The sequence below is a fragment of the Nocardioides oceani genome (genome assembly GCF_030412965.1).
GTDB lineage: Bacteria > Actinomycetota > Actinomycetes > Propionibacteriales > Nocardioidaceae > Nocardioides > Nocardioides oceani.
Genome location: NZ_JAUHJQ010000001.1, coordinates 1 through 20426, shown reverse-complemented (window position 1 = coordinate 20426; position 20426 = coordinate 1). Strand labels below are relative to the sequence as shown.

Annotated in this window: 21 protein-coding genes and 1 pseudogene; 10 read left to right on the top strand and 12 right to left on the bottom strand. The window is 71.2% G+C overall.

The features are described 5' to 3' along the window. Positions 1 to 58 precede the first annotated feature (58 nt). Positions 59 to 628: a DUF4245 family protein gene (locus QWY28_RS00105; RefSeq protein ID WP_300950266.1), complete on the top strand. Its 570-nt coding sequence runs from the start codon at positions 59 to 61 to the stop codon at positions 626 to 628. A 9-nt stretch (positions 629 to 637) separates the two neighbouring features. Here the strand turns inward: QWY28_RS00105 and QWY28_RS00100 are convergent, their stop codons facing one another. Both QWY28_RS00100 and xseA read right to left on the bottom strand, forming a co-directional pair. Beyond that, positions 638 to 847, bottom strand: coding sequence for an exodeoxyribonuclease VII small subunit (locus tag QWY28_RS00100; RefSeq protein ID WP_300950265.1), 210 nt, complete (start codon positions 845 to 847; stop codon positions 638 to 640). After that, positions 840 to 2090 (bottom strand): exodeoxyribonuclease VII large subunit, encoded by a 1251-nt coding sequence (gene xseA / locus QWY28_RS00095; RefSeq protein ID WP_300950264.1) that lies wholly within the window; start codon positions 2088 to 2090, stop codon positions 840 to 842. Before xseA ends, QWY28_RS00100 begins: the two co-directional genes overlap by 8 nt. A 45-nt stretch (positions 2091 to 2135) precedes the next feature. On the opposite strand from xseA, the gene QWY28_RS00090 reads away from it, so the two are divergent. Next, positions 2136 to 3140, top strand: a complete 1005-nt coding sequence (locus QWY28_RS00090; RefSeq protein ID WP_300950263.1) for a 4-hydroxy-3-methylbut-2-enyl diphosphate reductase — start codon at positions 2136 to 2138, stop codon at positions 3138 to 3140. Here the strand turns inward: QWY28_RS00090 and QWY28_RS00085 are convergent. Next, positions 3115 to 5037, bottom strand: coding sequence for a cellulose biosynthesis cyclic di-GMP-binding regulatory protein BcsB (locus QWY28_RS00085; RefSeq protein WP_300950262.1), 1923 nt, complete (start codon positions 5035 to 5037; stop codon positions 3115 to 3117). The two genes, QWY28_RS00090 and QWY28_RS00085, sit on opposite strands and share 26 nt — an antisense overlap. 132 nt (positions 5038 to 5169) lie before the next feature. Here QWY28_RS00085 and QWY28_RS00080 point away from each other — a divergent pair, with 132 nt between their 5' ends. Beyond that, positions 5170 to 5793, top strand: coding sequence for an L-threonylcarbamoyladenylate synthase (locus QWY28_RS00080; RefSeq protein ID WP_300950261.1), 624 nt, complete (start codon positions 5170 to 5172; stop codon positions 5791 to 5793). Between the two features lie 166 nt (positions 5794 to 5959). On the opposite strand, the gene QWY28_RS00075 is transcribed toward QWY28_RS00080, so the two are convergent. Further along, positions 5960 to 6388, bottom strand: a complete 429-nt coding sequence (locus QWY28_RS00075; protein ID WP_300950260.1) for a DUF6542 domain-containing protein — start codon at positions 6386 to 6388, stop codon at positions 5960 to 5962. Between the two features lie 41 nt (positions 6389 to 6429). Then, the gene (locus QWY28_RS00070; protein ID WP_300950259.1) at positions 6430 to 7458 is read right to left on the bottom strand and encodes a DNA recombination protein RmuC; all 1029 of its coding nucleotides are present in this window, start codon (positions 7456 to 7458) and stop codon (positions 6430 to 6432) included. Between the two features lie 147 nt (positions 7459 to 7605). On the opposite strand from QWY28_RS00070, the gene QWY28_RS00065 reads away from it, so the two are divergent. Continuing rightward, a complete protein-coding gene (locus tag QWY28_RS00065; RefSeq protein WP_300950258.1) occupies positions 7606 to 8076 on the top strand; it encodes a hypothetical protein in 471 nt (156 codons plus the stop codon). An 18-nt stretch (positions 8077 to 8094) separates the two neighbouring features. Here the strand turns inward: QWY28_RS00065 and QWY28_RS00060 are convergent, their stop codons facing one another. Continuing rightward, positions 8095 to 8871: an exodeoxyribonuclease III gene (locus QWY28_RS00060; protein ID WP_300950257.1), complete on the bottom strand. Its 777-nt coding sequence runs from the start codon at positions 8869 to 8871 to the stop codon at positions 8095 to 8097. 34 nt (positions 8872 to 8905) lie between these two features. Between QWY28_RS00060 and QWY28_RS00055 the strand changes: the two genes are divergently transcribed. Next, entirely contained in the window at positions 8906 to 9619 is a 714-nt protein-coding gene (locus QWY28_RS00055; RefSeq protein WP_300950256.1) for a CDP-alcohol phosphatidyltransferase family protein, read from the top strand. Positions 9620 to 9621: 2 nt separating this feature from the next. On the opposite strand, the gene QWY28_RS00050 is transcribed toward QWY28_RS00055, so the two are convergent. Then, the gene (locus QWY28_RS00050; protein ID WP_300950255.1) at positions 9622 to 10827 is read right to left on the bottom strand and encodes a cysteine desulfurase-like protein; all 1206 of its coding nucleotides are present in this window, start codon (positions 10825 to 10827) and stop codon (positions 9622 to 9624) included. Between the two features lie 88 nt (positions 10828 to 10915). On the opposite strand from QWY28_RS00050, the gene QWY28_RS00045 reads away from it, so the two are divergent. Further along, positions 10916 to 11110, top strand: coding sequence for a hypothetical protein (locus tag QWY28_RS00045; RefSeq protein ID WP_300950254.1), 195 nt, complete (start codon positions 10916 to 10918; stop codon positions 11108 to 11110). A gap of 70 nt (positions 11111 to 11180) precedes the next feature. Next, entirely contained in the window at positions 11181 to 12257 is a 1077-nt protein-coding gene (gene ychF / locus QWY28_RS00040; RefSeq protein ID WP_300950253.1) for a redox-regulated ATPase YchF, read from the top strand. 42 nt (positions 12258 to 12299) lie between these two features. On the opposite strand, the gene QWY28_RS00035 is transcribed toward ychF, so the two are convergent. Next, positions 12300 to 13415 (bottom strand): tyrosine-type recombinase/integrase, encoded by a 1116-nt coding sequence (locus QWY28_RS00035; RefSeq protein ID WP_300950252.1) that lies wholly within the window; start codon positions 13413 to 13415, stop codon positions 12300 to 12302. 354 nt (positions 13416 to 13769) lie between these two features. Here QWY28_RS00035 and QWY28_RS00030 point away from each other — a divergent pair, with 354 nt between their 5' ends. The 3 genes from QWY28_RS00030 to QWY28_RS00020 all read left to right on the top strand — a co-directional run bounded on the left by QWY28_RS00030 (position 13770) and on the right by QWY28_RS00020 (position 16676). After that, complete coding sequence (locus QWY28_RS00030) at positions 13770 to 13952, top strand: helix-turn-helix transcriptional regulator (protein ID WP_300950251.1); 183 nt, start codon at positions 13770 to 13772, stop codon at positions 13950 to 13952. A gap of 175 nt (positions 13953 to 14127) precedes the next feature. After that, positions 14128 to 15528 (top strand): RNA-directed DNA polymerase, encoded by a 1401-nt coding sequence (locus QWY28_RS00025; RefSeq protein ID WP_300950250.1) that lies wholly within the window; start codon positions 14128 to 14130, stop codon positions 15526 to 15528. Between the two features lie 74 nt (positions 15529 to 15602). Continuing rightward, positions 15603 to 16676, top strand: coding sequence for a hypothetical protein (locus QWY28_RS00020; RefSeq protein WP_300950249.1), 1074 nt, complete (start codon positions 15603 to 15605; stop codon positions 16674 to 16676). Between the two features lie 894 nt (positions 16677 to 17570). On the opposite strand, the gene QWY28_RS00015 is transcribed toward QWY28_RS00020, so the two are convergent. The 4 genes and pseudogenes from QWY28_RS00015 to QWY28_RS00005 all read right to left on the bottom strand — a co-directional run. Beyond that, a complete protein-coding gene (locus QWY28_RS00015) occupies positions 17571 to 18182 on the bottom strand; it encodes a transposase (protein WP_300950248.1) in 612 nt (203 codons plus the stop codon). Between the two features lie 47 nt (positions 18183 to 18229). Further along, positions 18230 to 18535: pseudogene (locus QWY28_RS24410) on the bottom strand (IS110 family transposase); the annotation flags it as partial. Positions 18536 to 18839: 304 nt separating this feature from the next. Next, complete coding sequence (locus QWY28_RS00010) at positions 18840 to 20003, bottom strand: putative endonuclease domain-containing protein (protein WP_300950247.1); 1164 nt, start codon at positions 20001 to 20003, stop codon at positions 18840 to 18842. A gap of 3 nt (positions 20004 to 20006) precedes the next feature. Beyond that, on the bottom strand, positions 20007 to 20426 hold a 420-nt coding region (locus QWY28_RS00005; protein ID WP_300950246.1), incomplete at its 5' end, for a DUF1889 family protein.

Below are 20426 nucleotides of genomic sequence, written 5' to 3'. Positions count from 1 at the left end.
ATCCGGGTGGCGGGGCCCGCGCGGTCGGCCCGCTCGGAGCGGCTGAGAGGATGAGCCCGTGAGTGAGACCGGCAAGCCTGGCCGCTACCAGCGCACGACGAACGGCCTCATCGGCTCGATGATCGTCGTGGTGGTGGCCGTCATCGGCGTCGTGGTCTTCCGCTCGGTGTTCCGCAACGAGCTCGAGGTCGAGCCCGAGCCGGTCGACTACCTCGACGCCGTCGCGGCGGTCCAGACCGCGGGGCGCGAGCCCGCCTACCCGCCGGCCCTGCCGGCCGGCTGGATCGCGACCAACGTCGAGGCGTCGTCGGCGGGCCAGCGGCCGGAGTTCTTCCTCGCCGTCCTCACCGACGACGGCCGGTTCATCGGCCTGCGCCAGGAGGAGGACAGCGTCGAGGACCTGCTCGAGGAGCACGTCGACGAGGACACCGAGGAGGAGGCCCCGCTCGAGCTGGACTCGGGCGTCGCCCGGACCTGGGAGGCCTACAGCGACGAGGGTGGGGACCACGCGTACGTCGCCGAGCTCGGCGAGGAGACCGTGCTGGTCTACGGCTCGGCCCCCGAGGAGGACCTCGCCCTGTTCGCCGGCCTCCTCGTCACCGATCCGGTGGCGGGCTCCGCCGGCTGACCCGAGGGGTCAGGCGTCGTCCTCGAGGGCGCTGTCGAGGCGCTGCCGCGCGCCGTCGAGCCACTGCTGGCAGGCGGTGGCGAGGTGCTCGCCCCGCTCCCAGAGCGCGAGCGACTCCTCGAGCGTGGTGCCGCCGGCCTCCAGCCGGCGCACGACCTCGATCAGCTCCTCCCGGGCGGCCTCGTAGGACAGCTCCTGCTGGGGCGTGGGGTCAGCCATCGGTTCCTCCGGTGGTCTCCAGGGGGTCGGCCTCGACCCCGGTGGTGGTGGCGTGCACCCGGCCGTCGGCCACCCGCACGCTCACCGGCGCCCCGGTCGCGAGGGCGGTCACGGACGTGACGACGTGGCCGTCGGCGTCCTGCAGCACGGCGTAGCCCCGCTCGAGGGTCGCCAGCGGCGAGAGCGCCCGGGCGCGGGCGCGCTGGTGGCCGATGTCGTCGGCGGCCCGGTCGAGGCGGTGGCCCAGCGTGCGGCGCGCCCGGTCGCGCAGCTGCTCGACCTCGGCGACCCGCGCGTCGACCAGCGAGCGCGGGTCGGCCAGCGCGGGACGCGAGCGCAGCGCGTCCAGACCGGCCTGCTCCCGGGCGATCCAGCCGGCGAGCACCGAGCGGAGCCGGTCCCGCGCCGCCGCGACGCCGCGCAGCTCGTCGGCGACGTCGGGCACGACCAGCTTCGCGGCGTCGGTGGGCGTCGACGCGCGGACGTCGGCCACCAGGTCGAGCAGCGGCTGGTCCGGCTCGTGGCCGATCGCGGAGACCACCGGTGTGCGGGTGGCGGCCACGGCACGCACGAGCGCCTCGTCGGAGAACGGCAGGAGGTCCTCGACCGAGCCGCCCCCGCGGGCGACCACGATGACGTCGACCTCCGGGTGCCGGTCGAGCCGGTCGAGCGCCTCCATGACCTCCGCGCACGCGCGGGTGCCCTGCATGGCGGCGTACGCGACCTCGAAGCGGACGGCGGGCCAGCGGCGGCGGGCGTTCTCCAGGACGTCGCGCTCGGCGGCGCTGTTGGGCGCGGTCACCAGCCCCACGCGCGTGGGCAGGAACGGCAGCGGGCGCTTGAGCTGGCGCTCGAAGAGGCCCTCGGCCGCCAGCAGCTGGCGGCGGCGCTCGAGGCGCGCGAGCAGCTCGCCGAGCCCGACCATGCGGATCTCGCGGGCGGCCAGGGACAGGGTGCCGCGGTTGGCGTAGTAGGACGGCTTGGCGTGGATGACGACGCTCGCGCCCTCGACGAGCGGCGGGTTGAGCCCGTCGAAGAGGACCCGCGAGCAGGTGACCGGCACCGAGATGTCGGCGACCGCGTCGCGCAGCGTCATGAAGACGGTGCCCATGCCGGGGCGGCGGCTGACCTGGGCCACCTGGCCCTCGACCCACACCGCGCCGAGGCGGTCGACCCAGCCCGCGATCGCGTTGGCGATCTGCCGCACGGGCGCCGGCGCCGCGGGCGAGGTCTCCAGGGCCATGGCCGCGAGATTAGGGGATGCCACCGACGTCCCTATCCTGGTGGCATGAGCACCGACATGGGCATGCCCCCGATCCTGTCGCCGGAGGAGGCCGAGAAGGCCGTCCTCCTCGCGGCACCGCGGGGCTACTGCGCCGGTGTCGACCGCGCGGTCGTCACCGTCGAGCAGGCCCTGGACCTGTACGGCGCCCCGGTCTACGTGCGCAAGCAGATCGTCCACAACAAGCACGTGGTGGCCGACCTCGAGCGCCGCGGCGCGATCTTCGTCGAGGAGCTCGACGAGGTCCCGACCGGCCGCACGGTCGTCTTCTCCGCGCACGGCGTGAGCCCCGAGGTGCACCGCCAGGCCGCCGAGCGCGAGCTGAAGACGATCGACGCGACCTGCCCGCTGGTGACCAAGGTGCACCACGAGGCGAAGCGGTTCGCCGCCGAGGACTACGACATCCTGCTCATCGGCCACGAGGGCCACGAGGAGGTCGAGGGGACCGCCGGCGAGGCGCCCGACCACATCCAGCTCGTCCAGGGCCCCGAGGACGTCGCCGGCATCGTCGTGCGCGACCCGGCTCGCGTCGCCTGGCTCTCCCAGACCACGCTCAGCGTCGACGAGACGCTCGAGACCGTGGCCGCGATCCGCGAGCGGTTCCCGCTGCTGCTCGACCCGCCGAGCGACGACATCTGCTATGCCACGCAGAACCGCCAGCTCGCGGTCAAGGAGATCGCCCTCGGCGCCGACCTGGTCATCGTCGTGGGGTCGGGGAACTCCTCGAACTCCGTGCGCCTGGTCGAGGTCGCCCTCGAGGCCGGCGCCAAGGCGTCGTACCGCGTCGACGACGCCTCCGAGATCGACGAGGCCTGGCTCGACGGGGTCCGCACCGTGAGCGTGACCTCCGGCGCGAGCGTCCCGGAGTCGCTGGTCGACGGCGTCCTGGCCTACCTGGCCGAGCGGGGCTACCCGGACGCCAAGGCCGTGCACACCGCCGAGGAGAGCCTGATCTTCGCGCTGCCCAAGGAGCTGCGGCGCGACCTCAAGGCCGCGGCGCAGACCCGCTGACCGACGTCGCGGAGCCGCGCGGCGCCGCCGTCCCGGGAGCCCGGGCCGCGCGCCGACGCAGGGTCGCGGCGAGCTGCAGGCCGAGGAGCAGCAGCAGCACCACGATGCCGGCCGCGAACCAGCCCACGTAGGACCGCCCCTCCCCGTCCGGGGCCAGGTCCGGCACGTCCTGGGCCGCCTCGCCGGGCACGGCCCGCGGGTCCAGGGCGACCAGCGGGCGCGCGGCGCCGCCGTCGCTGACCAGCGCGTCGCCGGTCAGCCCGTCCCAGCCGTCACGGGCCGTCTGCTCGGCGACCCATGTGCGCAGCACGCCGGAACGGGCGCCGAGCGTGCCGAGGACCAGCAGCGGGGCCTCGTCGTCGCCGGCCGCCTGGAGGGCTGCGCCGCGGGGGCCGTCGGTGTCGGGCCGCAGGCGCGCACCGGCCGCGACGGTGTCGGCCCAGGTGGCGCCCACGAGCAGCCCCGGCCCGTCGGCGAGCAGCGCCTCGGGGGAGACGAGCCCGACCTCGAGGGGGTACGCCGCGGCGCGCTGCAGGCTCGCGACCACCTGCGCCGCGTCGGCCGCCGCGGCGGTCCGGGCGGCTTCTCCACCGCGCAGCGCCACCGGCAGCCGGCCCGCGAGCACCTGCGGGAACGCCTCGAGGCCGGCGTCCGGCCCACCGGCGACCTCGGCGCTCAGCGCCGAGTCGTCGCGGTCCAGCTGCACCTCCAGGGGCAGCAGCGTGCCGGCGGTGCAGCCGTCCTCGGGCACCGCGGTCAGCACCAGCTCGAGCTCGGCGGTGGAGGCGAGCCGTGAGCCGGGCACGCTGGTCTCGACGGCGAAGGTCCCGCCGTCGCCCAGCGTGCGGGAGTCGACGAGCCGGTCGTCGAGGTAGGTGTCGAGCCGCGCCTGGCTGCCGGTGGGGACGCTGGTGTGGGCGCCGGCGAGGCTGAGGTCCAGCCGGTCGACCGGTCCGCCGAACGCGTCCTGCCGGATGCGCAGCAGGCTGGCGGTGCGGCCGTACCCGCTCAGCTCCGCGTCGGCGGCGCGGGCCCCCAGCTCCGCGAGCGTGCGGGTGACGGTCGAGCCCGGCTCCGCCTCGGGGCGGGTGCCGGTCGCGGTGTCCTCGGCGTCCGCGGCGTCCTCGCCGATGAGGTCGAGGACCGCGCTGCGCAGCTCGTCCCCGGAGCCGGTCACCGTGAGGCTCGGCAGGCCGAACCGGACCTCGGCGGTCGGCTCGGCGGTCGTCGGGCCGGGCGAGATCCGGAGGACCCGCTGGCCGGCGCCGGTGCGGGGAAGGACCACGTCGGCGGTGGTGAGGCCGACCGGGACGCCCGCCGGGTAGCGCGCGGCCAGGGCGGCCACGGCGGCCAGCCCGGCCGACAGCACGTCGTCGGAGGCCTCCCGCGGGACGACGACGTCGACCCGGGAGGCGGCGGCCGGGAGGAACCGCGCCGGGTCGAGGTCGACCCGCTCAGTGCCCTGGTGCAGCAGCGCGAGGTTGGTGAGCCGGACGTCGTACGGCTCGAGCGGCCGGCAGCCGGTCCGCTCGCCCTCCGGCCGGAACCGCACGCCGAGGCTCACCGTTCCGTCGGGCCCGACGTCGTCGCGGCCGACCGGGAGCGCGACCCGCTGCCACGGCCGGGCGGCCGCGCTGCGGACGACCCGGCCGTCCACGAGCAGCAGCACGGTGCCACGGGCGCCGTCGGCCACGGTCAGCGCGCCGGTCACCCAGCGCGGGTCCACCCCGGCGGGCACCGGCACCTGCACCGTCGAGGTCTGCAGGGCACGCGTGTCGAGCGTCGCCGGCAGGTCGGTGCGGGCGGCGTGGGCCGTCGCGCCGAGCGACGGCACGGCGGCCGGCGCGAGCACGCCGGTCACCACGGCGGCCGCAGCCACCGCGGCGGCGTACCTCATCCGGCGCAGACCTGTCCCCACGAGCACACACACCCCCCAGTCCCGGCTCACGGACCCGCGCCAGCCTGCCCGCCGGGAGGCGTCGGCAAACGCGGGGGAGGGCTCCGGTCTGGACGGGTCTAGGCTCCAGCGGTGGCCCGTTTCGTCGACATCCACCCCGACAACCCCCAGCCCCGCCTCCTGCAGCAGGTGGTGGACGCGCTGCACGACGACGCGCTCATCGCCTACCCGACCGACTCCGGCTACGCGCTCGGCTGCCGCATCGGCAACCGCGACGGTCGGGACCGCATCCTGCGGATCCGCGGCCTCGACGACCGGCACCACTTCACGCTGGTGTGCCGGGACTTCTCCCAGCTCGGGCAGCTCGTCCACGTCGACAACGCGGCGTTCCGCGCGATCCGGGCGGCCACGCCGGGGCCCTACACCTTCATCCTCCCCGGCATGCCGGAGGTGCCGCGTCGGCTCCTGCACCCGAAGAAGAAGACCGTCGGCGTGCGGATCCCCGACCACGTCTTCGTCCAGGCGCTGCTCGAGCAGCTCGGCGAGCCGCTGCTGTCCAGCACGCTCATCCTCCCCGGCGAGACCGAGGCCCGCACGATGGGCTGGGAGATCAAGGAGGACCTCGACCACGAGGTCGACCTCGTCGTCGAGTGCGGCGAGACCCCGGCGGAGCCCACGACGGTCGTCGACTGGTCCGACGGCGTCCCCGAGGTCGTACGTCGCGGCGCCGGCGACCCCGACCGCTTCGAGGCCTGAGGTTGTCCGACCTGGCCGGCCCGGTGATGGGCGCGGCCGGCTGACGGGGTAGTCACGGACGTTTTCGTCCTCCCCGGTGGCCCTGGAGGACGTTTTCGTCCGTGACTATCCCCCCATCGGGCGCTCCGGTGGCGGACTACCCGGTGACCGGCCCGGGGCGGGGCGATCAGGAGCCGAGCAGGTCCGTGGGTCGGCCGTGGGCGGCGAGCACGCGCTGGCGGACGAACAGGCAGGCAAGGCACAGCAGGTAGCCGCTGACGAGGGCGGCGCTGTGGGTGGAGAGCCCGGAGACGACCGCCTGGACGGCGCCGTCGTGGGGCTCGGCGATCGCGTCGGGACGGGTGCTGCCGAGCAGGACGAACACGGTGAGCATCAGCAGCGGTGGGAGCACCCCGACCACGAAGAAGTCCGTGGGGCGCACCCGCAGGGCGAGCGCCACGCAGAGGGCGACGAAGCAGAGGTCGAACAGCAGGCCGACGTCGTCGAAGAGCCAGACGTCGAGGACGACCGCGGTCAGCGCGACGGCGAGGCCGAGCGCGACGACTCCGGAGGCGGGCTCGTGGCCCTCCTCCCACACCGTCCTGGCACGCTCCACGACTCCTCCTCGGCGCCGGTGCTCCGCGGGACCGAGGCGCCTCAGGCCACGGTAGGGCCGCGGTCGGCGTCGTCGGGGACGGCACGCCGGTCCACCGCCCGCAGCTCGACGGCCCGCGGGGCCGGCAGCTCGTCGTCGGTGACGGCGAGGTCGGTGAACCGGCGCGCCGCGACCAGGACCCGGGACTCCAGCGAGCCGACCGCGCCGTTGTAGTGCCCGACGGCGGCGTTGAGCGAGCGGCCGACCGCATCGAGGTGCCCGCCGAACGTCCCGAGCCGGGCATGCAGGTCGCGTCCGAGCCGGTGGATCTCCCGGGCCTGGTCGGCCAGCGCCTCGTGGGTCCATCCGTGGGCGACGGTGCGGAGCAGTGCGATCAGTGTGGTGGGGGAGGCCAGCACGACCTGCTTGGCGGCGGCGTGCTCGAGCAGCCCGCCGTCGGTCTCCAGCGCGGCGGCCAGGAACGACTCGGCCGGCACGAAGAGCACCACGAACTCCGGGGTCTCCGGCAACGAGCGCCAGTAGGCCTTGGAGCCGAGCTGCTCGACGTGGGTGCGCAGCTGGCGGGCGTGCCGCGCGAGGTGGTGGCGACGCTCGGCGTCGTCGTCGGTCGAGGTGGCGTCGAGGTAGGCGTCCAACGGCACCTTGGCGTCGACGACCACCCGCCGTCCGCCGACCAGGTTGACGACGAGGTCCGGCCGCAGCGCCCCGTCGTCGAGGCGGACCTGCTCGGTGAAGTCGCACCGGTCGACCAGGCCGGCCAGCTCGACCGCGCGGCGCAGGTGCAGCTCGCCCCACCGGCCCCGGACCTGGGGCTTGCGCAGGGCGGTGGCGAGCGACTGGGTCTCCCGGCGCAGGTCGTCGACCTGCTGGTGCAGCCGGCCGGTCCACCCCTCGCGCTGCAGGTCCAGGTGGCGCAGCTGGTCGCTGAGCCGGTCCAGGCCCTGCATCACCTCCGCGGACTCGAGCGCCCCCTCGACCGCCGCCGGCCGCGAGCGCGCCCAGAGCACGCCGACCACCGCACCGAGCGCGAGCCCCACCGCCAGCGCGAGGAACAACGTCACCGTCTGCATGGGTCGCAGCATGACCGGCGGCACCGACAGTGGCCGGGAGGCCCGCGCGGCGTACGCCGTGGCGCCGGCGGAGATTGACCTCGCCCGGCCGTGGTCACTGGCGAAGGGTCACCGGCGAAGAGCCCGTCCCCGACCGAGGAGCCACCCGTGAACCTGACCCATGTCCCGCTCCGCGCCGCCACCGGCGCGTTCATCCTCAACTCCGGCATCGGGAAGCTCGGCGCCGACGAGGGGACGGCGGCGTACCTCCACGGCGCCGCGGCCGCGACGTACCCCGCGGTGTTCAAGGACATGAAGCCGACGAGCTTCACCCAGCTGCTGGCCTACAGCGAGATCGCGGTCGGCGCGGCACTGCTGACGCCGAAGGTGTCCTCGACGGTCGCCGGGGGCGCGCTGACGGCGTTCGGCGCCAGCCTGCTGGGGATGTACCTCAAGACCCCCTCGATGACCCTCGACGACGGCATCCGGCCCAGCCAGGAGGGCATCGGCGTCGCCAAGGACGTGTGGCTGGTCGGTGCGGGCCTGACGCTGCTGACCCAGGGCATCACCGGCGCGGCGAAGTCGGGCGTCAAGTCGACCAAGCGTGCGGTGAAGAAGGCCAACCCGATCGGGGGCTGAGCGACCGGGCCCGCGGGATCAGTCCAGGTCGACGACGACCGGGGCGTGGTCCGAGGCGCCCTGGCCGGCGCGTTCCTCACGGTCGATGAACGCGCCGGTCACCCGCTCGGCGAAGGGCGCCGAGCCGAGCACGAAGTCGATGCGCAGGCCGCGGTTGCGCTCGAAGCGCTGCCGGTAGTAGTCCCAGTAGGTGTAGACCTCCGGTCCCGGCGCGTGCGGCCGGACGACGTCGACGTACCCGTCGTCGAGGAAGCCCTGGAACGCCGCACGCTCGCGCGGGGTGACGTGGGTGGAGGTCGCGAACTGCCGGGGGTCGAAGACGTCCTCGTCGGTCGGGGCGATGTTCCAGTCGCCGACGAGCGCCGTCGGCGTCCCGCGCCACTCCTGGGCGGCCTCGCGCAGGCGACCGAGCCAGTCGAGCTTGTAGTGGTAGTGCGGGTCGTCGACCTTGCGGCCGTTCGGGACGTAGAGGGACCACACCCGCACGCCGCCGCAGGTCGCGCCGATCGCGCGCGCCTCGGACTCCGCCGGGTCGCCCCAGCCGGGCTGGCCGGGGAAGCCGACCTCGACGTCCTCGAGGCCGACCCGGCTGAGCACCGCGACGCCGTTCCACTGGTTGGTGCCGGCGTACGCCACCTCGTAGCCCATCGACTGCAGGCCCATGAGCGGCACCTGCTCCTCGCGGGCCTTGGTCTCCTGCAGCGCGAGCACGTCGACGTCGTGCCGCTCGAGGAACGCCTCGACGCGGGCGATGCGGGAGCGGAGGGAGTTGACGTTCCACGTGGCGATGCGCACGCACGCCAGCCTAGGCAGCGCCTAGGGTCGAGCCATGGCCCGGGCTGCTGCGTGGATGGTGCACGCGTACACGACGACCGGGGTGGTGCTGGGCCTGCTCATGGTCCACCTGTCCTACGACGGACGCGTCGAGGCGGTGCTCTGGCTCTTCCTCGTCGCGATGCTGGTCGACGGCACCGACGGGTTCCTGGCGCGGCGGTTCCGCGTCAAGGAGGTCGTGCCGGAGCTCGACGGGGCGCTGCTGGACAACATCGTCGACTACCTGACCTACGCCTTCGCCCCGATGGTGCTGCTGTGGGCGACCGGCCGGCTCCCCGACGGCGCGTGGGGCGGCGTCGTGGCGGCGCTGCCGCTGGTGGCGTCGTGCTACCAGTTCTGCCGCAGCGACGCGAAGACCGAGGACCACTTCTTCCGCGGGTTCCCGAGCTACTGGAACATCGTGGCCTTCCACGTCTTCGTGCTCGACCTGTCGGTGACGGCCACGGTGGTGCTGCTGCTCGTGCTCGCGGTGCTGGTCTTCGTGCCGGTGCGCTACGTCTACCCCTCGCGCACCGAGGCGCTGTGGGGGCTCAACATGACGCTGGCGACCGCCTGGCTGGGCGTCTACGCGCTGCTCGTGATCGACCTGCCCGACCCCGCGCCGCTGCTGGTCGCGGCCTCCCTGGCGTACGTCGCCTACTACGCCGCCGTCAGCGGCTGGCTGACCTGGTCGGGCCGTCGGGCCGAGGCGGTGCCCTCGACGGCGTGACCTCAGGCGCGCGCCAGCTCCGCGACGCCGGCGACGAGCCGGTCGACGTCCTTGACGGTGGTGTACGCCGCCAGGCCGGCCCGCACGCCACCGGTGTCCCCGAGCCCGGCGTGCCGCGACGCCTCGAGTGCGTAGAAATGGCCCGCCGGCGCGTTCACGCCCACCGAGGCGAGGTGCCGGGCGACGTCCGCCGGGGCGTGGCCCGCCAGCGTGAGCAGCACGGTCGGCGTGCGCCGGGCCCCGGGGGCGACGGCCGCGCCGTGCAGGGTCACCCCCGGGACCGCGCGGAGCCCGTCGAGCAGGTGGTCGAGCAGCGCGTCCTCGTGCGCCTCGAGGGCGGTCATCGAGGCGACCAGCCGCTCGCGACGCGTGCCCGTCGCGCCCGGCTCGAGGCCGGCCATGAAGTCGACCGCCGCGGTCACGCCGGCCAGCAGCTCGTGGGGGAGCGTGCCGAGCTCGAACCGCTCGGGCACCGCGTCGGTCGAGGGCAGCAGCTTGTCGGGGTGCAGGGTCTCCAGGAACGCCGGGTCCGCGGCGAGCACGCCCAGGTGGGGCCCGAAGAACTTGTACGGCGAGCACGCGAGCAGGTCGGCCCCGAGCGCCACCCGGTCGACCGGCGCGTGCGGAGCCAGGTGCACCGCGTCGAGGTGCACCAGGGCGCCGACCTCGTGGGCCGCGTCCGCCAGGCGGCGTACGTCCGGGCGGGTGCCGAGCAGGTTGGACGCCGCCGTGAACGCGACGAGCCGGGTGCGCTCGGAGAGCAGGGGAGCGAGGTCGTCGAGCTGTGCGGTCGCGGGGTCGAAGCCGAGCCAGCGGACCGTCGCCCCGGCGCGCTCGGCGGCGATCACCCACGGCCGGATGTTCGCGTCGTGGTCGAGCCGGGTCACGACGACCTCGTCGCCGGGCCCCCATGCCCGCGCGAGGGTGCGCGCCAGGTCGAAGGTCAGCTGGGTCATCGAGCGGCCGAGGACGACCCCGCGGGGGTCGGTGCCCAGCAGGTCGCCGGCGGCCGTGCGGGCCTCGGCGACGACGCGCTCGGTGCGGGCCTCGGCCTCGGTGGTGGTGCCGCGGTTGCCCAGCCCGGCGGTCATGGCGGCTGCGACCGCGTCGGCGACCTGCCGCGGCACCTGCGACCCGCCCGGCCCGTCGAAGTGGGCGGCCCCCAGGTCGAGGGCGGGGAAGCAGGCACGGATCCGGTCGACGTCCACGCGGCGATGCTGCCACCCCGCCGGCGGGCCGGTTGCGCCGGCTCCACGCGGGCACCGGAGGTGTCCAGCACCGAGGGAGGAGATCGAGATGGGCGTGTTGAACCAGGTCGTGAGCAGGGTCGCCGGCGGAGCGCGTCGTACGCCGCGTGCCGGGGGTGTCGGCACCGGCGTCGGCACCGGCGGGCTCGGCGCGGGGCGGCGGACGCCCGGCGGCACCGGTCGTCGTACGCAGGACGAGGCGATCGGCCGCGGCGTGCGCGGACTGCTGCGCCGCTTCCGCTGACGCGGCAGCATCTGGAGGGACCCGGTCGTGATTCGGCCGGGTCCCTCGCCGCTCCGTAGACTCGCCGCCCGTGGCTCTCACCATCGGCATCGTCGGGCTCCCCAACGCGGGCAAGTCCACCCTCTTCAACGCCCTGACCAAGAACGACGTCCTCGCGGCGAACTACCCGTTCGCCACCATCGAGCCGAACGTCGGGGTCGTGGGCGTGCCGGACGAGCGGCTGCCGGTGCTCGCGGAGATCTTCGGCAGCGCCAAGGTGCTGCCGGCGACCGTGGAGTTCGTCGACATCGCGGGCATCGTCCGCGGCGCGTCGGAGGGCGAGGGCCTGGGCAACAAGTTCCTCTCCCACATCCGGGAGTCAGCGGCGATCTGCCAGGTCACGCGCGTGTTCCGCGACGAGGACGTCACCCACGTCGACGGCGAGGTCAACCCCGCCAACGACATCTCCACCATCCAGACCGAGCTGATCCTCGCGGACCTCCAGACGGTCGAGAAGGCGATCCCGCGGCTGGAGAAGGAGGCGCGCGGCAACAAGTCGCTCGTCGCCAACCTCGACGCCGCCAAGGAGGCGCTGGGCCACCTCGAGGCCGGCACCCCGGTCATCGCCACCTCGGTGGACCGCGAGCTGGTGCGCGAGCTGTCGCTGCTGACCGCCAAGCCGTTCATCTACGTCTTCAACTGCGACGCCGACGAGCTGGCCGACGAGGCGCTCAAGGACCGGATGCGCGCGATCGTCGCCCCGGCCGAGGCGATCTTCCTCGACGCCAAGTTCGAGTCCGAGCTGGTCGAGCTCGACGACGACGAGGAGGCCCGCGCGATGCTGGCCGAGATGGGCGTCGAGGAGCCGGGCCTCGACGTCCTCGCCCGGGTCGGCTTCGACACCCTCGGCCTGCAGACCTACCTGACCGCCGGCCCCAAGGAGACCCGGGCCTGGACGATCAAGAAGGGCGCCACCGCCCCCGAGGCCGCCGGCGTCATCCACACCGACTTCCAGCGCGGCTTCATCAAGGCCGAGATCGTCTCCTTCGCCGACCTCGTCGAGGCCGGCTCCATGCAGAAGGCCAAGGAGGCCGGCAAGGTCCGCATGGAGGGCAAGGACTACGTGATGGCCGACGGCGACGTGGTGGAGTTCCGCTTCAACGTGTGAGCGAGCGCTGTTTGCGCAGGTCAGACGAGGTGTTGAGTCCTTTCAGGGCCGTTCTGCCCTCACAGTGCCCTCACTAGAGCCGGCGACTTCGGTGAACAGTTGCGCCGCGGCGTCGCGCACCCGGTCCTCCGCGGAGGGCCACAGGTGCGCGTAGGTGGTCAGCGTCGTGGTCGACTTCGCGTGGCCTAAGGCACGCTGGACGGCGACCACGTCGCAGCCCGCGGCGATCAGCCCGGAGGCGTAGAAGTGCCGTAGGTCGTGCAGCCGGACACCGGTGACCCCCGCCCTCGTCAGGGTGGTGCGCCACCGGTGACCGACGGTGTTTTGGTGCGGCGGGACGTCCTCCACCTCGGCGAACAGCCAGTCGTAGGGCAGCCCCAGCGCAACGTGCTCCGAGAGCATCTCCAGCAGTGCGTCCGGGACATGGACGGTGCGCTCGGAGTTGTACTTCGGCAACCGGATCTCGACCGCGCCGTCGAGACGTTGGACCTGCCGGCGCACGTGCACCTGCCGGCGCAGGAAGTCGACGTCGCCGACTTGAAGCGCGGCAGCCTCTCCCAGCCGCAGGCCGGCGAAGGCGCACAGCCCGACGAAGGCGCGGAACCGCGGCGCCGAGCCCTCGAGGACTGCTCGGACGACCTCGGGGGAGGGAATCGTCATCGCCGCCTCCCGCTTGCGCAGCCGGGGAAGGCGGACCTGGGCGGTCGGGTCGAGGGCGATCATGCCGTCACGAACGGCTGCGCGGAACACGGACCGGACGTTGACGAACCGGGTCTTGATTGTGCCCGGCGCGAGAGGGCGCGGTCTGGTTGCAGTGGCCACCGTCATCGACTTCACCCACGCCTCGACGTGGCTAGGACGAATCAGACGCAGGTCGACTTCAGCGAAGGTCGTGGACCGGGCGGCCAGCGACATCGCCTTCCGCGTGCCATCGGTCCACAGCTGGTCTCGACCCCAGGCCTCGAAGTAGGCCAGGAACGACACCTTGCCCGCCTCGGGATCGACCCAGCGGCCACGGTCCAGGGCGTCGAGCTGCTGCCGGCGCCAGCGGACCGCGTCGACCTGCTTGTCGAATGACCGCTCGTGCTGGCGACCGGTCTCGGGGTTGCGGTAGCGAGCCCGCCAAGAGTCGCCGCGACGGCTGATTCCCTCAGGCATGGACGGCCCCCGGTGGCTGCGCCATAAACGCCATGGCCTTCCTCTCTGACCCGATCACGGTAACCGCGCCGCCCGACAACGGTCGAGGCCGACGACTAGTGCCATTCCATCGGTCGTGGTCCCTTGCGGTCGCTGAGGGAAACGGGACCCGAACTACTCGAGGTGATCGCCCGCGGGTGGTCGCCGCCCTTTGGTGACTAGCGAGCCGCAACCACCATCGACCTCGGGAGATCCGACGCTATGCGACACAACAAGAAGGCCCAGGACCAGCCGACCCTCTGGGACCAGCCGCGGGACAGCCGCCCGCCAGTCCCGACGCCGCCTCCGCTGCCGACTCACCGTCCGACCAAGCCGATGGAGCACCAGGAGCTGTGGAACATCGAAGACGTGGCGAACTACCTCGGAGTGCCCAAGCAGACCGTCTATGCCTGGCGAACGACGGGGTACGGGCCTCAAGGTTTCCGCGTCGGGAAGCATCTCCGCTGGCGCGCCACGACGGTGATCACCTGGACGCTGGGACTGGAGCAGCAGCGGTAGAGAGACCCGAAGCGACGACGCCTGGACACGGGCATCGCGCCCAGAATGACGCCGTCCGAATCGCAGAGGCAGCGCGTCCTGCAGTCCGACATTCGCGGAGCGCCCGAGCCGGCGCGAGGACCGACCCGTGCACCGGGTCCGGCCCACTGTCGGTCGCGGGCCTTAGGCTCCGGGCATGCGGCTGATAGAACGACGCGTGCATAGCGATCTCCTGGTCGATCTTGCTGAGGATCTGGCGACTCGGTGGGTGCCGGACGTTCTTGCAGACGTCGACCTGGGCGAGGCGGTCCTGGACCCGCGTGTTGCTAAGGAGGACGTGCGGCTGACGGACGTTCCGCGGGTCGGCGGAGGCGTACGGCGAGCACCCGTCCTGAGCGGTTCGGCGCTCAGCGCATTGAGGAGCGCGGTCCAACCGCTGCGGGAAGTCAGCGATGAGGTCCTCGACCCGGCCGTCTGTGGCTACCGGCTCGGCGCGACCGGCGACGTCTCTTACAGCGAAGAATATCGCCGGTTTCGCGCGTTCGCTGAGGCCCTGAGCGAACAGAGCTCGTGGGTCGTCGTCGCTGATGTCAGCAACTTCTTCGACTCAGTGTCTCCGCATGCGGTCCGCCTTGCGCTGCGATCCGACTTCGAGTCGGCCATCGAACCGATGGTCGACCTCCTCCTCCAGTTCCGACGCAGGGGGGTGGCCGGGCTACCCGCCGGCTACGGCGACGCCCGGCTCATCGCCAACGCCGTTCTGGCCCCAGTTGACCGAGCCCTGGGCGTTCCGTTCACGCGATGGATCGATGACTACCGCATCTTCACCTCGACCAGGGCGGAGGCCGACCGCGTGGTCCAATCGCTTCGCAATGCGCTGGGGCAGCTCGACATGAGGTTGAACGACGCGAAGCTCGAGATCATGCCCACGCTGGAGTACCGACGCACCCGGCACGGGGTCCCGCTCGACAGCGTCTACCACCCTCAGGACGAGCCGGAGAATGCCGTTAGCGCAGCACTGCGCTCGGTGTTTATCAGTGCGGTTTCAACCGGTGACCGACGACGACTGCGGTTCGTCCTCCCCCGGCTCGCGCGGGAACTTGACCCCTCGGCGATTGACTACGCCTTCGCGGCTCTGCACGCGAACAGCATCGACGCCCCACGACTCGTCCACTACCTCAGCGCGTTCGCGTCCGACGACGCCGTGGCCGCGCGCATCCGGGCCCTCGCTTCCGAGCCTGCGCTCTCGGATTGGGTGCTTATGCGGATTGTCCCGCTTCTGTGCCGGATTGACCTCGACGAGGGAGCGTTCAGCGCTATCAGGAAGCGCGCCACCACCACCGATTCGTCTCTGCTTTGGGGACTGCTGATCCGCACCCTCGCGGTCCACCATCACGCGCCGACGTTGAACTTCCTGACTCGCCCCGAAGGCGTCCAGGACTCCCGCGCGGCCGCCGCTGCCCTCATGGATCTCGGCTCGGAGGTTCCGGGTTGGATGCGAACCGCCGCCTCGGAAGCGACGATTCGGGCGCTGGAACGGCGAGCAGGGGACGGGTCGGGCGGTGCGCCGCTGCCTAAGGTCGAGTCTCTACTCTGATGTCGACAATCGGAGAAGTGGCGCCTGGCTCATTCGATAGCTACGAGGGAATCCGGATTGTCATCCCCGGCCTGGTGACCTTCGCCACGGGGACGGCCGCATTCACGACCGTTGCCCCTGACGAGGACCTCGGGCTCGCCAGCGACGCGTTCGTAGGCCTCGTGTCGGCGTTGGCGGTGGGACTGTTCCTGTACTTCTGGGACATCCCCGCGCGGTCAGCGGCATTCAACGAGAACCAGCCGACCGACTACCTTGAGCGGCAGTTTCCGGACGTCAAGCCCTCCGAGCTGTTAACTGCCTACCTCTTACTGCTGAACACGAAGATGCCGAGCAACACTCGGAACCGGTCTCTCTACATGGGATCGATGTACCGGATTGGCTTGGAGATGATCCTCGCGCTGGGCATCGCGACCTACTTGGTGTTCGGCTCCTCGCTCCTCGCCTACGGGCCTTCTGTCCATCACGGCTCCCACTGGCCGCGTCTCATCTCCGCAGCCACACTCATTCTCAGCTTCGGGCTCTCGCTCGTGATCAGCCATGGCTATGAGCGCCGATCAGCCGAGAAGAGTCGCGAGTCCGCAACTCGCATGGGTCGAACAGTGCGCCAGGACCTCATGCGGCTGTCGACCCTGATCTACCTCGCCGGGCTCGTCCTGATGGTGACGCCCAATCTCACGGTACTGATCGAAGCTTGGGGCGCCGATGTGTGCCGGGCGCTAGTAACTGTCGGGATGGCCGTCTGCTTCTTCTACTGGGTGTATCGGTACGTCCGCGGCTATAGCGTCGACCCGGAGACGCCTCGCAAGCGCAAGCGGTTCCATTCGGCGACGTCCGGACTCCTTTTCGTTGTCCCGATCGTCGTCTCGCTTGTGATCTACGGCGCAGAAGACCAGAGTGTGCTGGGGCGGACGAACCTGATGGTCGCATGGACGGGTGCGGCGTGGGTGGTACTGATGTCGGTGGTCATCCGCGGGCACGAACGGAAACTTCACGGCGTGTACGTCGGGCAGACGCGCTGGCTGAAGGAGAATCCCCAGGCGATGAGCAGCGTCCTCGAGCCGCGGCAGGCAGCAAGCCCGCGGGGCGCCGCTACTCCGGATGGCGTGGAGACGAGCACCAGCCCAGTCGAGCTGGGACCAAGCGGCTGAGCACTGGGGCTTGACGTGCCCGGGCGCCGCCGCAATGTTCGCGTCACGGAAAGCCATTACTGCCGCCTGTGCGGTCGGAGGACGCGACTCATGCCGATGAGCGGCCGTCCACTATTAGCCTCGTAGGTTGATCCCGTGCCGCATCCCAACTACAGCCGCCGCGTGGGCGTGAAGGTTGCGTGCTCGGGCGCCAAAGGAAGGAACTACCGTCGAGGGCCCGATTGGCCGGATCGGGCCGATTGGTTCCTAGCGAGGAGGCGTTTGGGCTGCCTCGGCTCGGCCATACGTTCTGACGTATGTGAAGACGTGACCAGATCCGCTCAAAATAGTCGGTGACTGGAAGGCGTCAAACCACGAGCCTTCGGAGGAAGGACCGAGAGACTGTCCACTATCTGACGAACGGGCAACAGCACGCGCTCGACCTCATCAATGGTCATGCGATCTCGGTGCTCGGCGGCATACCTCGAAACCTCGGGGGTTCTGCGATGTCGCTGGATGAACTCGTCGACGCGCTCGACGGACTGCCGAAGCAGCGAACTCGCAGACGGTAGGTCTCTACTCCGGTTTGCCGCGGACGTAGCCGGATCTGCGGCGATGAGGTCTTTCGCAACTGCGTCTTTCCGGCACCCCTCTGTTGTCAACCAGTGCGCGGGAGTACGTCCGGGGACAACGTCTTCCGACCCGAGGAGGTCGCGGCGTAGCGTCTCGGCTGCGGGTCCGGGAGTGGCTGATCCGAAGTGTCGATGTGCGGGAGCAGGTCGACCGCGCTGAATTCGTCAGTCGCCCCGCAGTGCCCTCCCGGGCCCGCCTGCGCCTCGTCGATGACCGATGCGGCGGCAGCCCTACTTGCGTCGGCCACGAGCTGGCGATACACCGCGTCTGAGATCCGTCGCTTCAAGCAGCGCATCGCTTCCAAGTGAGTCTTCCCGGCGGCACGTTTGCGTCGGTAGTAGGCGCGGCCCTCGGTGTCGAGACGGATCTGGCTGGTGGCAGCCATGTGCAGCATGTGGTTGATCTGCGGTTGCCGGCGCGGGACAGCCGGTGTCGGACTTGCTCACCGGAGGAGGCGTCCCGGGGTGCGGTGCCGGTCCAGGATGCGAAGCGGTCGCGATCGGCGAACCGGTTCACGTCTCCGACATCGGCCAGGATCCGGGCGGCGCCGATGGGTCCGATGCCTGGTAGGTCCATCAGAAGTGACCCGGTCGCGAGGACCATCGCCTTCAGTTCTTTATTGATGGCCTTGATCCGGGCATCGACCACGACCAGGTCCTCGACCTGCTCGAGTGCCATTCGCTTGCGGGTCTTCTTGGCCAAGTCCCGTGGTCGGCGCGAGGAGAGAATCGCTTTGGCTTGCAGCGCTGTGAGGTTCGGCTTGGCCTGTCCGGGCAGCAGCTCGGAGAGCAAGCGCTGCAGCCGGTTGACGATCTGGACTCGGTGGCTGATGAGCTCGACGCGCCGCTCGGACAGCATGCGCAGCGCCTCGAGCTCTTGCTCGTAGGCAAGCACTCGAGGTTCTTGGTGCGTACCGCGACCGCGGCGACGGCGTGTGCGTCGTAGGCGTCGGTCTTGCGGTTGTGGCCGCTGTCGAAGAGCCGCACGCGAGCCGACAGCTTTGGCGGGACGTCGACGACGTGTTCGCCGTCGGCGAGCAGCCGCTGTGCCAGGGGCCGGCCTGCGCCGTCGCTTCCCTCAACCGCCCAGACCCGGTCCGGCCACCGTGCGACGTGCTTGCGCATCGCTGCGTAGCCGGCCTTGTCGGTGTCGAACCGGCCGGTGGCCAGCACCTTCTCCTGGGAGTCGACGACCTCGATCGTCGCCGACAGCTTGTGGGGATCGACCCCGATGAACACCCTCGCCATCTGCGCTCCGCCCCTTCTCGCGACATCAAGTGGGACGCGAGGCGGGCACTGCTACTGAGAGCTGGGCAGTCCCCTCTTGAGCCACACCTCGACACGGTGGACGACGGGGACGCAGACCGGAAACGAGCCACACCTGCAACGGGTGGGCAGCCGCATAGAGAGCACCCCGTCGGACACCTGGACCGAGTCTGGCCGGACGCCGGTCCTGCCGGAATCGTCTAGTAGCCGCATCTGAGCGACGTCCCGATCTCGCCGCAAGGAGAGTCCGACGGCGCCGGCGAGCACGTGGAAGCATCTTTGGGTCTTACCCCCGGGGAGCGCGCGTCACGACGACGCGCTGATACGGGCCCCGATAGCCCTGGTTCAGGGTAACGGCGGCGAACCTGTACCCGGCCTCGACGGCCGCCGGGTGCATGGTTGCTAGGGAGCTGCCATCACTGCGATCCAGCGAGTCGTCGGAGAAAGCGCCGATCTGGTCGCCGCTAACCGTGAACCAGAATCCGATGACGTCGATGGTTTGCTTCTCATGATCACTTGCGCCGACGATCGCGGCCGCGACGGGGTCACTGGGGTCGGTCGGTACGAGGAGTAGGTCTCCCCACGGCCACTTGGTCGTGCCGCGAAGATCGGCCGGCGACCTGCCGTCCAGATAGGAGGTCAGTCGCGCCTTCCAGTCGTCGGGGGGAACGAGATCAAGGTCGACTTGGTCTAGAAAGCCTTGGCGGTAAAGGTAGCGGCCGGCCGCCGCGAGCCTGAACGAGTAGTTTTCTGGCTGTTCGAGGTCCGGATACCATGTGAACCAGTAGGTGTCGTCGCTGTAGGGGTCGAGCTTGATGTTGACGATGTGGGACCGCCGCTGGGCTGGCTTTGGACTTTCGCCCTTTTTCACCACGCGAATAGTTGCCGGCCGCCCGTGTTTGAAATCGTCGATGGCGTGAGTCAGTGCGCGTTGTGCTGCCTTAGTGAAGGCTGAGGACTCGACGACCACGTCCCGGTCGCCGATGTGACTGCCCTCGACTGCGCCGAGTCGGAGTCGGATGACTGTCCACCCCACGGCGGCAAGCAGGTCGTTGCGAATCCGGTCCTTAGCTTCCTCGCCCACGTGACTCGATCCGCGGTGCGACGGGCTCGGATCGCATGGGTCCACTTCAACGGCCAAGCGGAGGTCCGCCAGCAAGACGTCGGGGGTGAGGGTCAGGAAGGACCACTTCGGGTCGGTGTGATGACACAGCACGCCAGCCCGGTTCCTCGGGACTTCGTAGCCAGCATCTCGTAGGAAGTCTCGCACCTGCGCCTCGACCTTCGAGGTGGCTGTACTTCGCGTCGGGACCACCTCGCCGAAGGTGCAGCCAGTGCTTGGGTCGACGTCGGGCGACTCGCCACTAGGTGAGCCCTCCGCCCGGTCACCTTCGGGACGCCCGGCGGGGGCGCAGGTCGTATTTCTGGGGTTGGCGTGCTTTCGGGTCATCCGTCAGTCCTCCGGCGTCGCATGTGCCGAGGCCCGAGCACGCCAGTGGGTCAGCACGTCGTCGGCTAAGGGCGCTGACTTCATGCCCTGAATGATGCGGCCCTCGTTGATGCGGGTGGCGACCTCGCGGAGCTTCGCGGCGTTGCTGGCTCGCCACCCGCTAGCGATCGCGTGCGTGTGCAGAGCGCCCGGGTCGAGGGGGTAGCCGGCGTCGCGCAGGATGGTGAGGCCCTTGGCGATCGCCGCCCGGTAGCGCTGGTCGGCTGTCTTGTGTTGACCAACCAAGATCCCGAGTCCATCGACCTGAGGTTCCCCCCGGACCGTAGAGGCATCGACAATGAGGATCGAGATGCCAGAGAAGCGGAAGAAGTACGACCGGGAGTTCCGTGAGGGAGCTGTCCGGATCGTCGAAGAGACCAACAA

What these genes read in the sequence shown, in the direction of transcription:
- QWY28_RS00100 (WP_300950265.1), bottom strand. Translation starts at nt 847, where the DNA reads ATGGCTGACCCCACGCCCCAGCAGGAGCTGTCCTACGAGGCCGCCCGG.
- xseA (WP_300950264.1), bottom strand. Translation starts at nt 2,090, where the DNA reads ATGGCCCTGGAGACCTCGCCCGCGGCGCCGGCGCCCGTGCGGCAGATC.
- QWY28_RS00090 (WP_300950263.1), top strand. Translation starts at nt 2,136, where the DNA reads ATGAGCACCGACATGGGCATGCCCCCGATCCTGTCGCCGGAGGAGGCC.
- QWY28_RS00085 (WP_300950262.1), bottom strand. Translation starts at nt 5,037, where the DNA reads ATGAGGTACGCCGCCGCGGTGGCTGCGGCCGCCGTGGTGACCGGCGTG.
- QWY28_RS00070 (WP_300950259.1), bottom strand. Translation starts at nt 7,458, where the DNA reads ATGCAGACGGTGACGTTGTTCCTCGCGCTGGCGGTGGGGCTCGCGCTC.
- QWY28_RS00055 (WP_300950256.1), top strand. Translation starts at nt 8,906, where the DNA reads ATGGCCCGGGCTGCTGCGTGGATGGTGCACGCGTACACGACGACCGGG.
- QWY28_RS00045 (WP_300950254.1), top strand. Translation starts at nt 10,916, where the DNA reads ATGGGCGTGTTGAACCAGGTCGTGAGCAGGGTCGCCGGCGGAGCGCGT.
- QWY28_RS00035 (WP_300950252.1), bottom strand. Translation starts at nt 13,415, where the DNA reads ATGCCTGAGGGAATCAGCCGTCGCGGCGACTCTTGGCGGGCTCGCTAC.
- QWY28_RS00030 (WP_300950251.1), top strand. Translation starts at nt 13,770, where the DNA reads ATGGAGCACCAGGAGCTGTGGAACATCGAAGACGTGGCGAACTACCTC.
- QWY28_RS00025 (WP_300950250.1), top strand. Translation starts at nt 14,128, where the DNA reads ATGCGGCTGATAGAACGACGCGTGCATAGCGATCTCCTGGTCGATCTT.
- QWY28_RS00010 (WP_300950247.1), bottom strand. Translation starts at nt 20,003, where the DNA reads ATGACCCGAAAGCACGCCAACCCCAGAAATACGACCTGCGCCCCCGCC.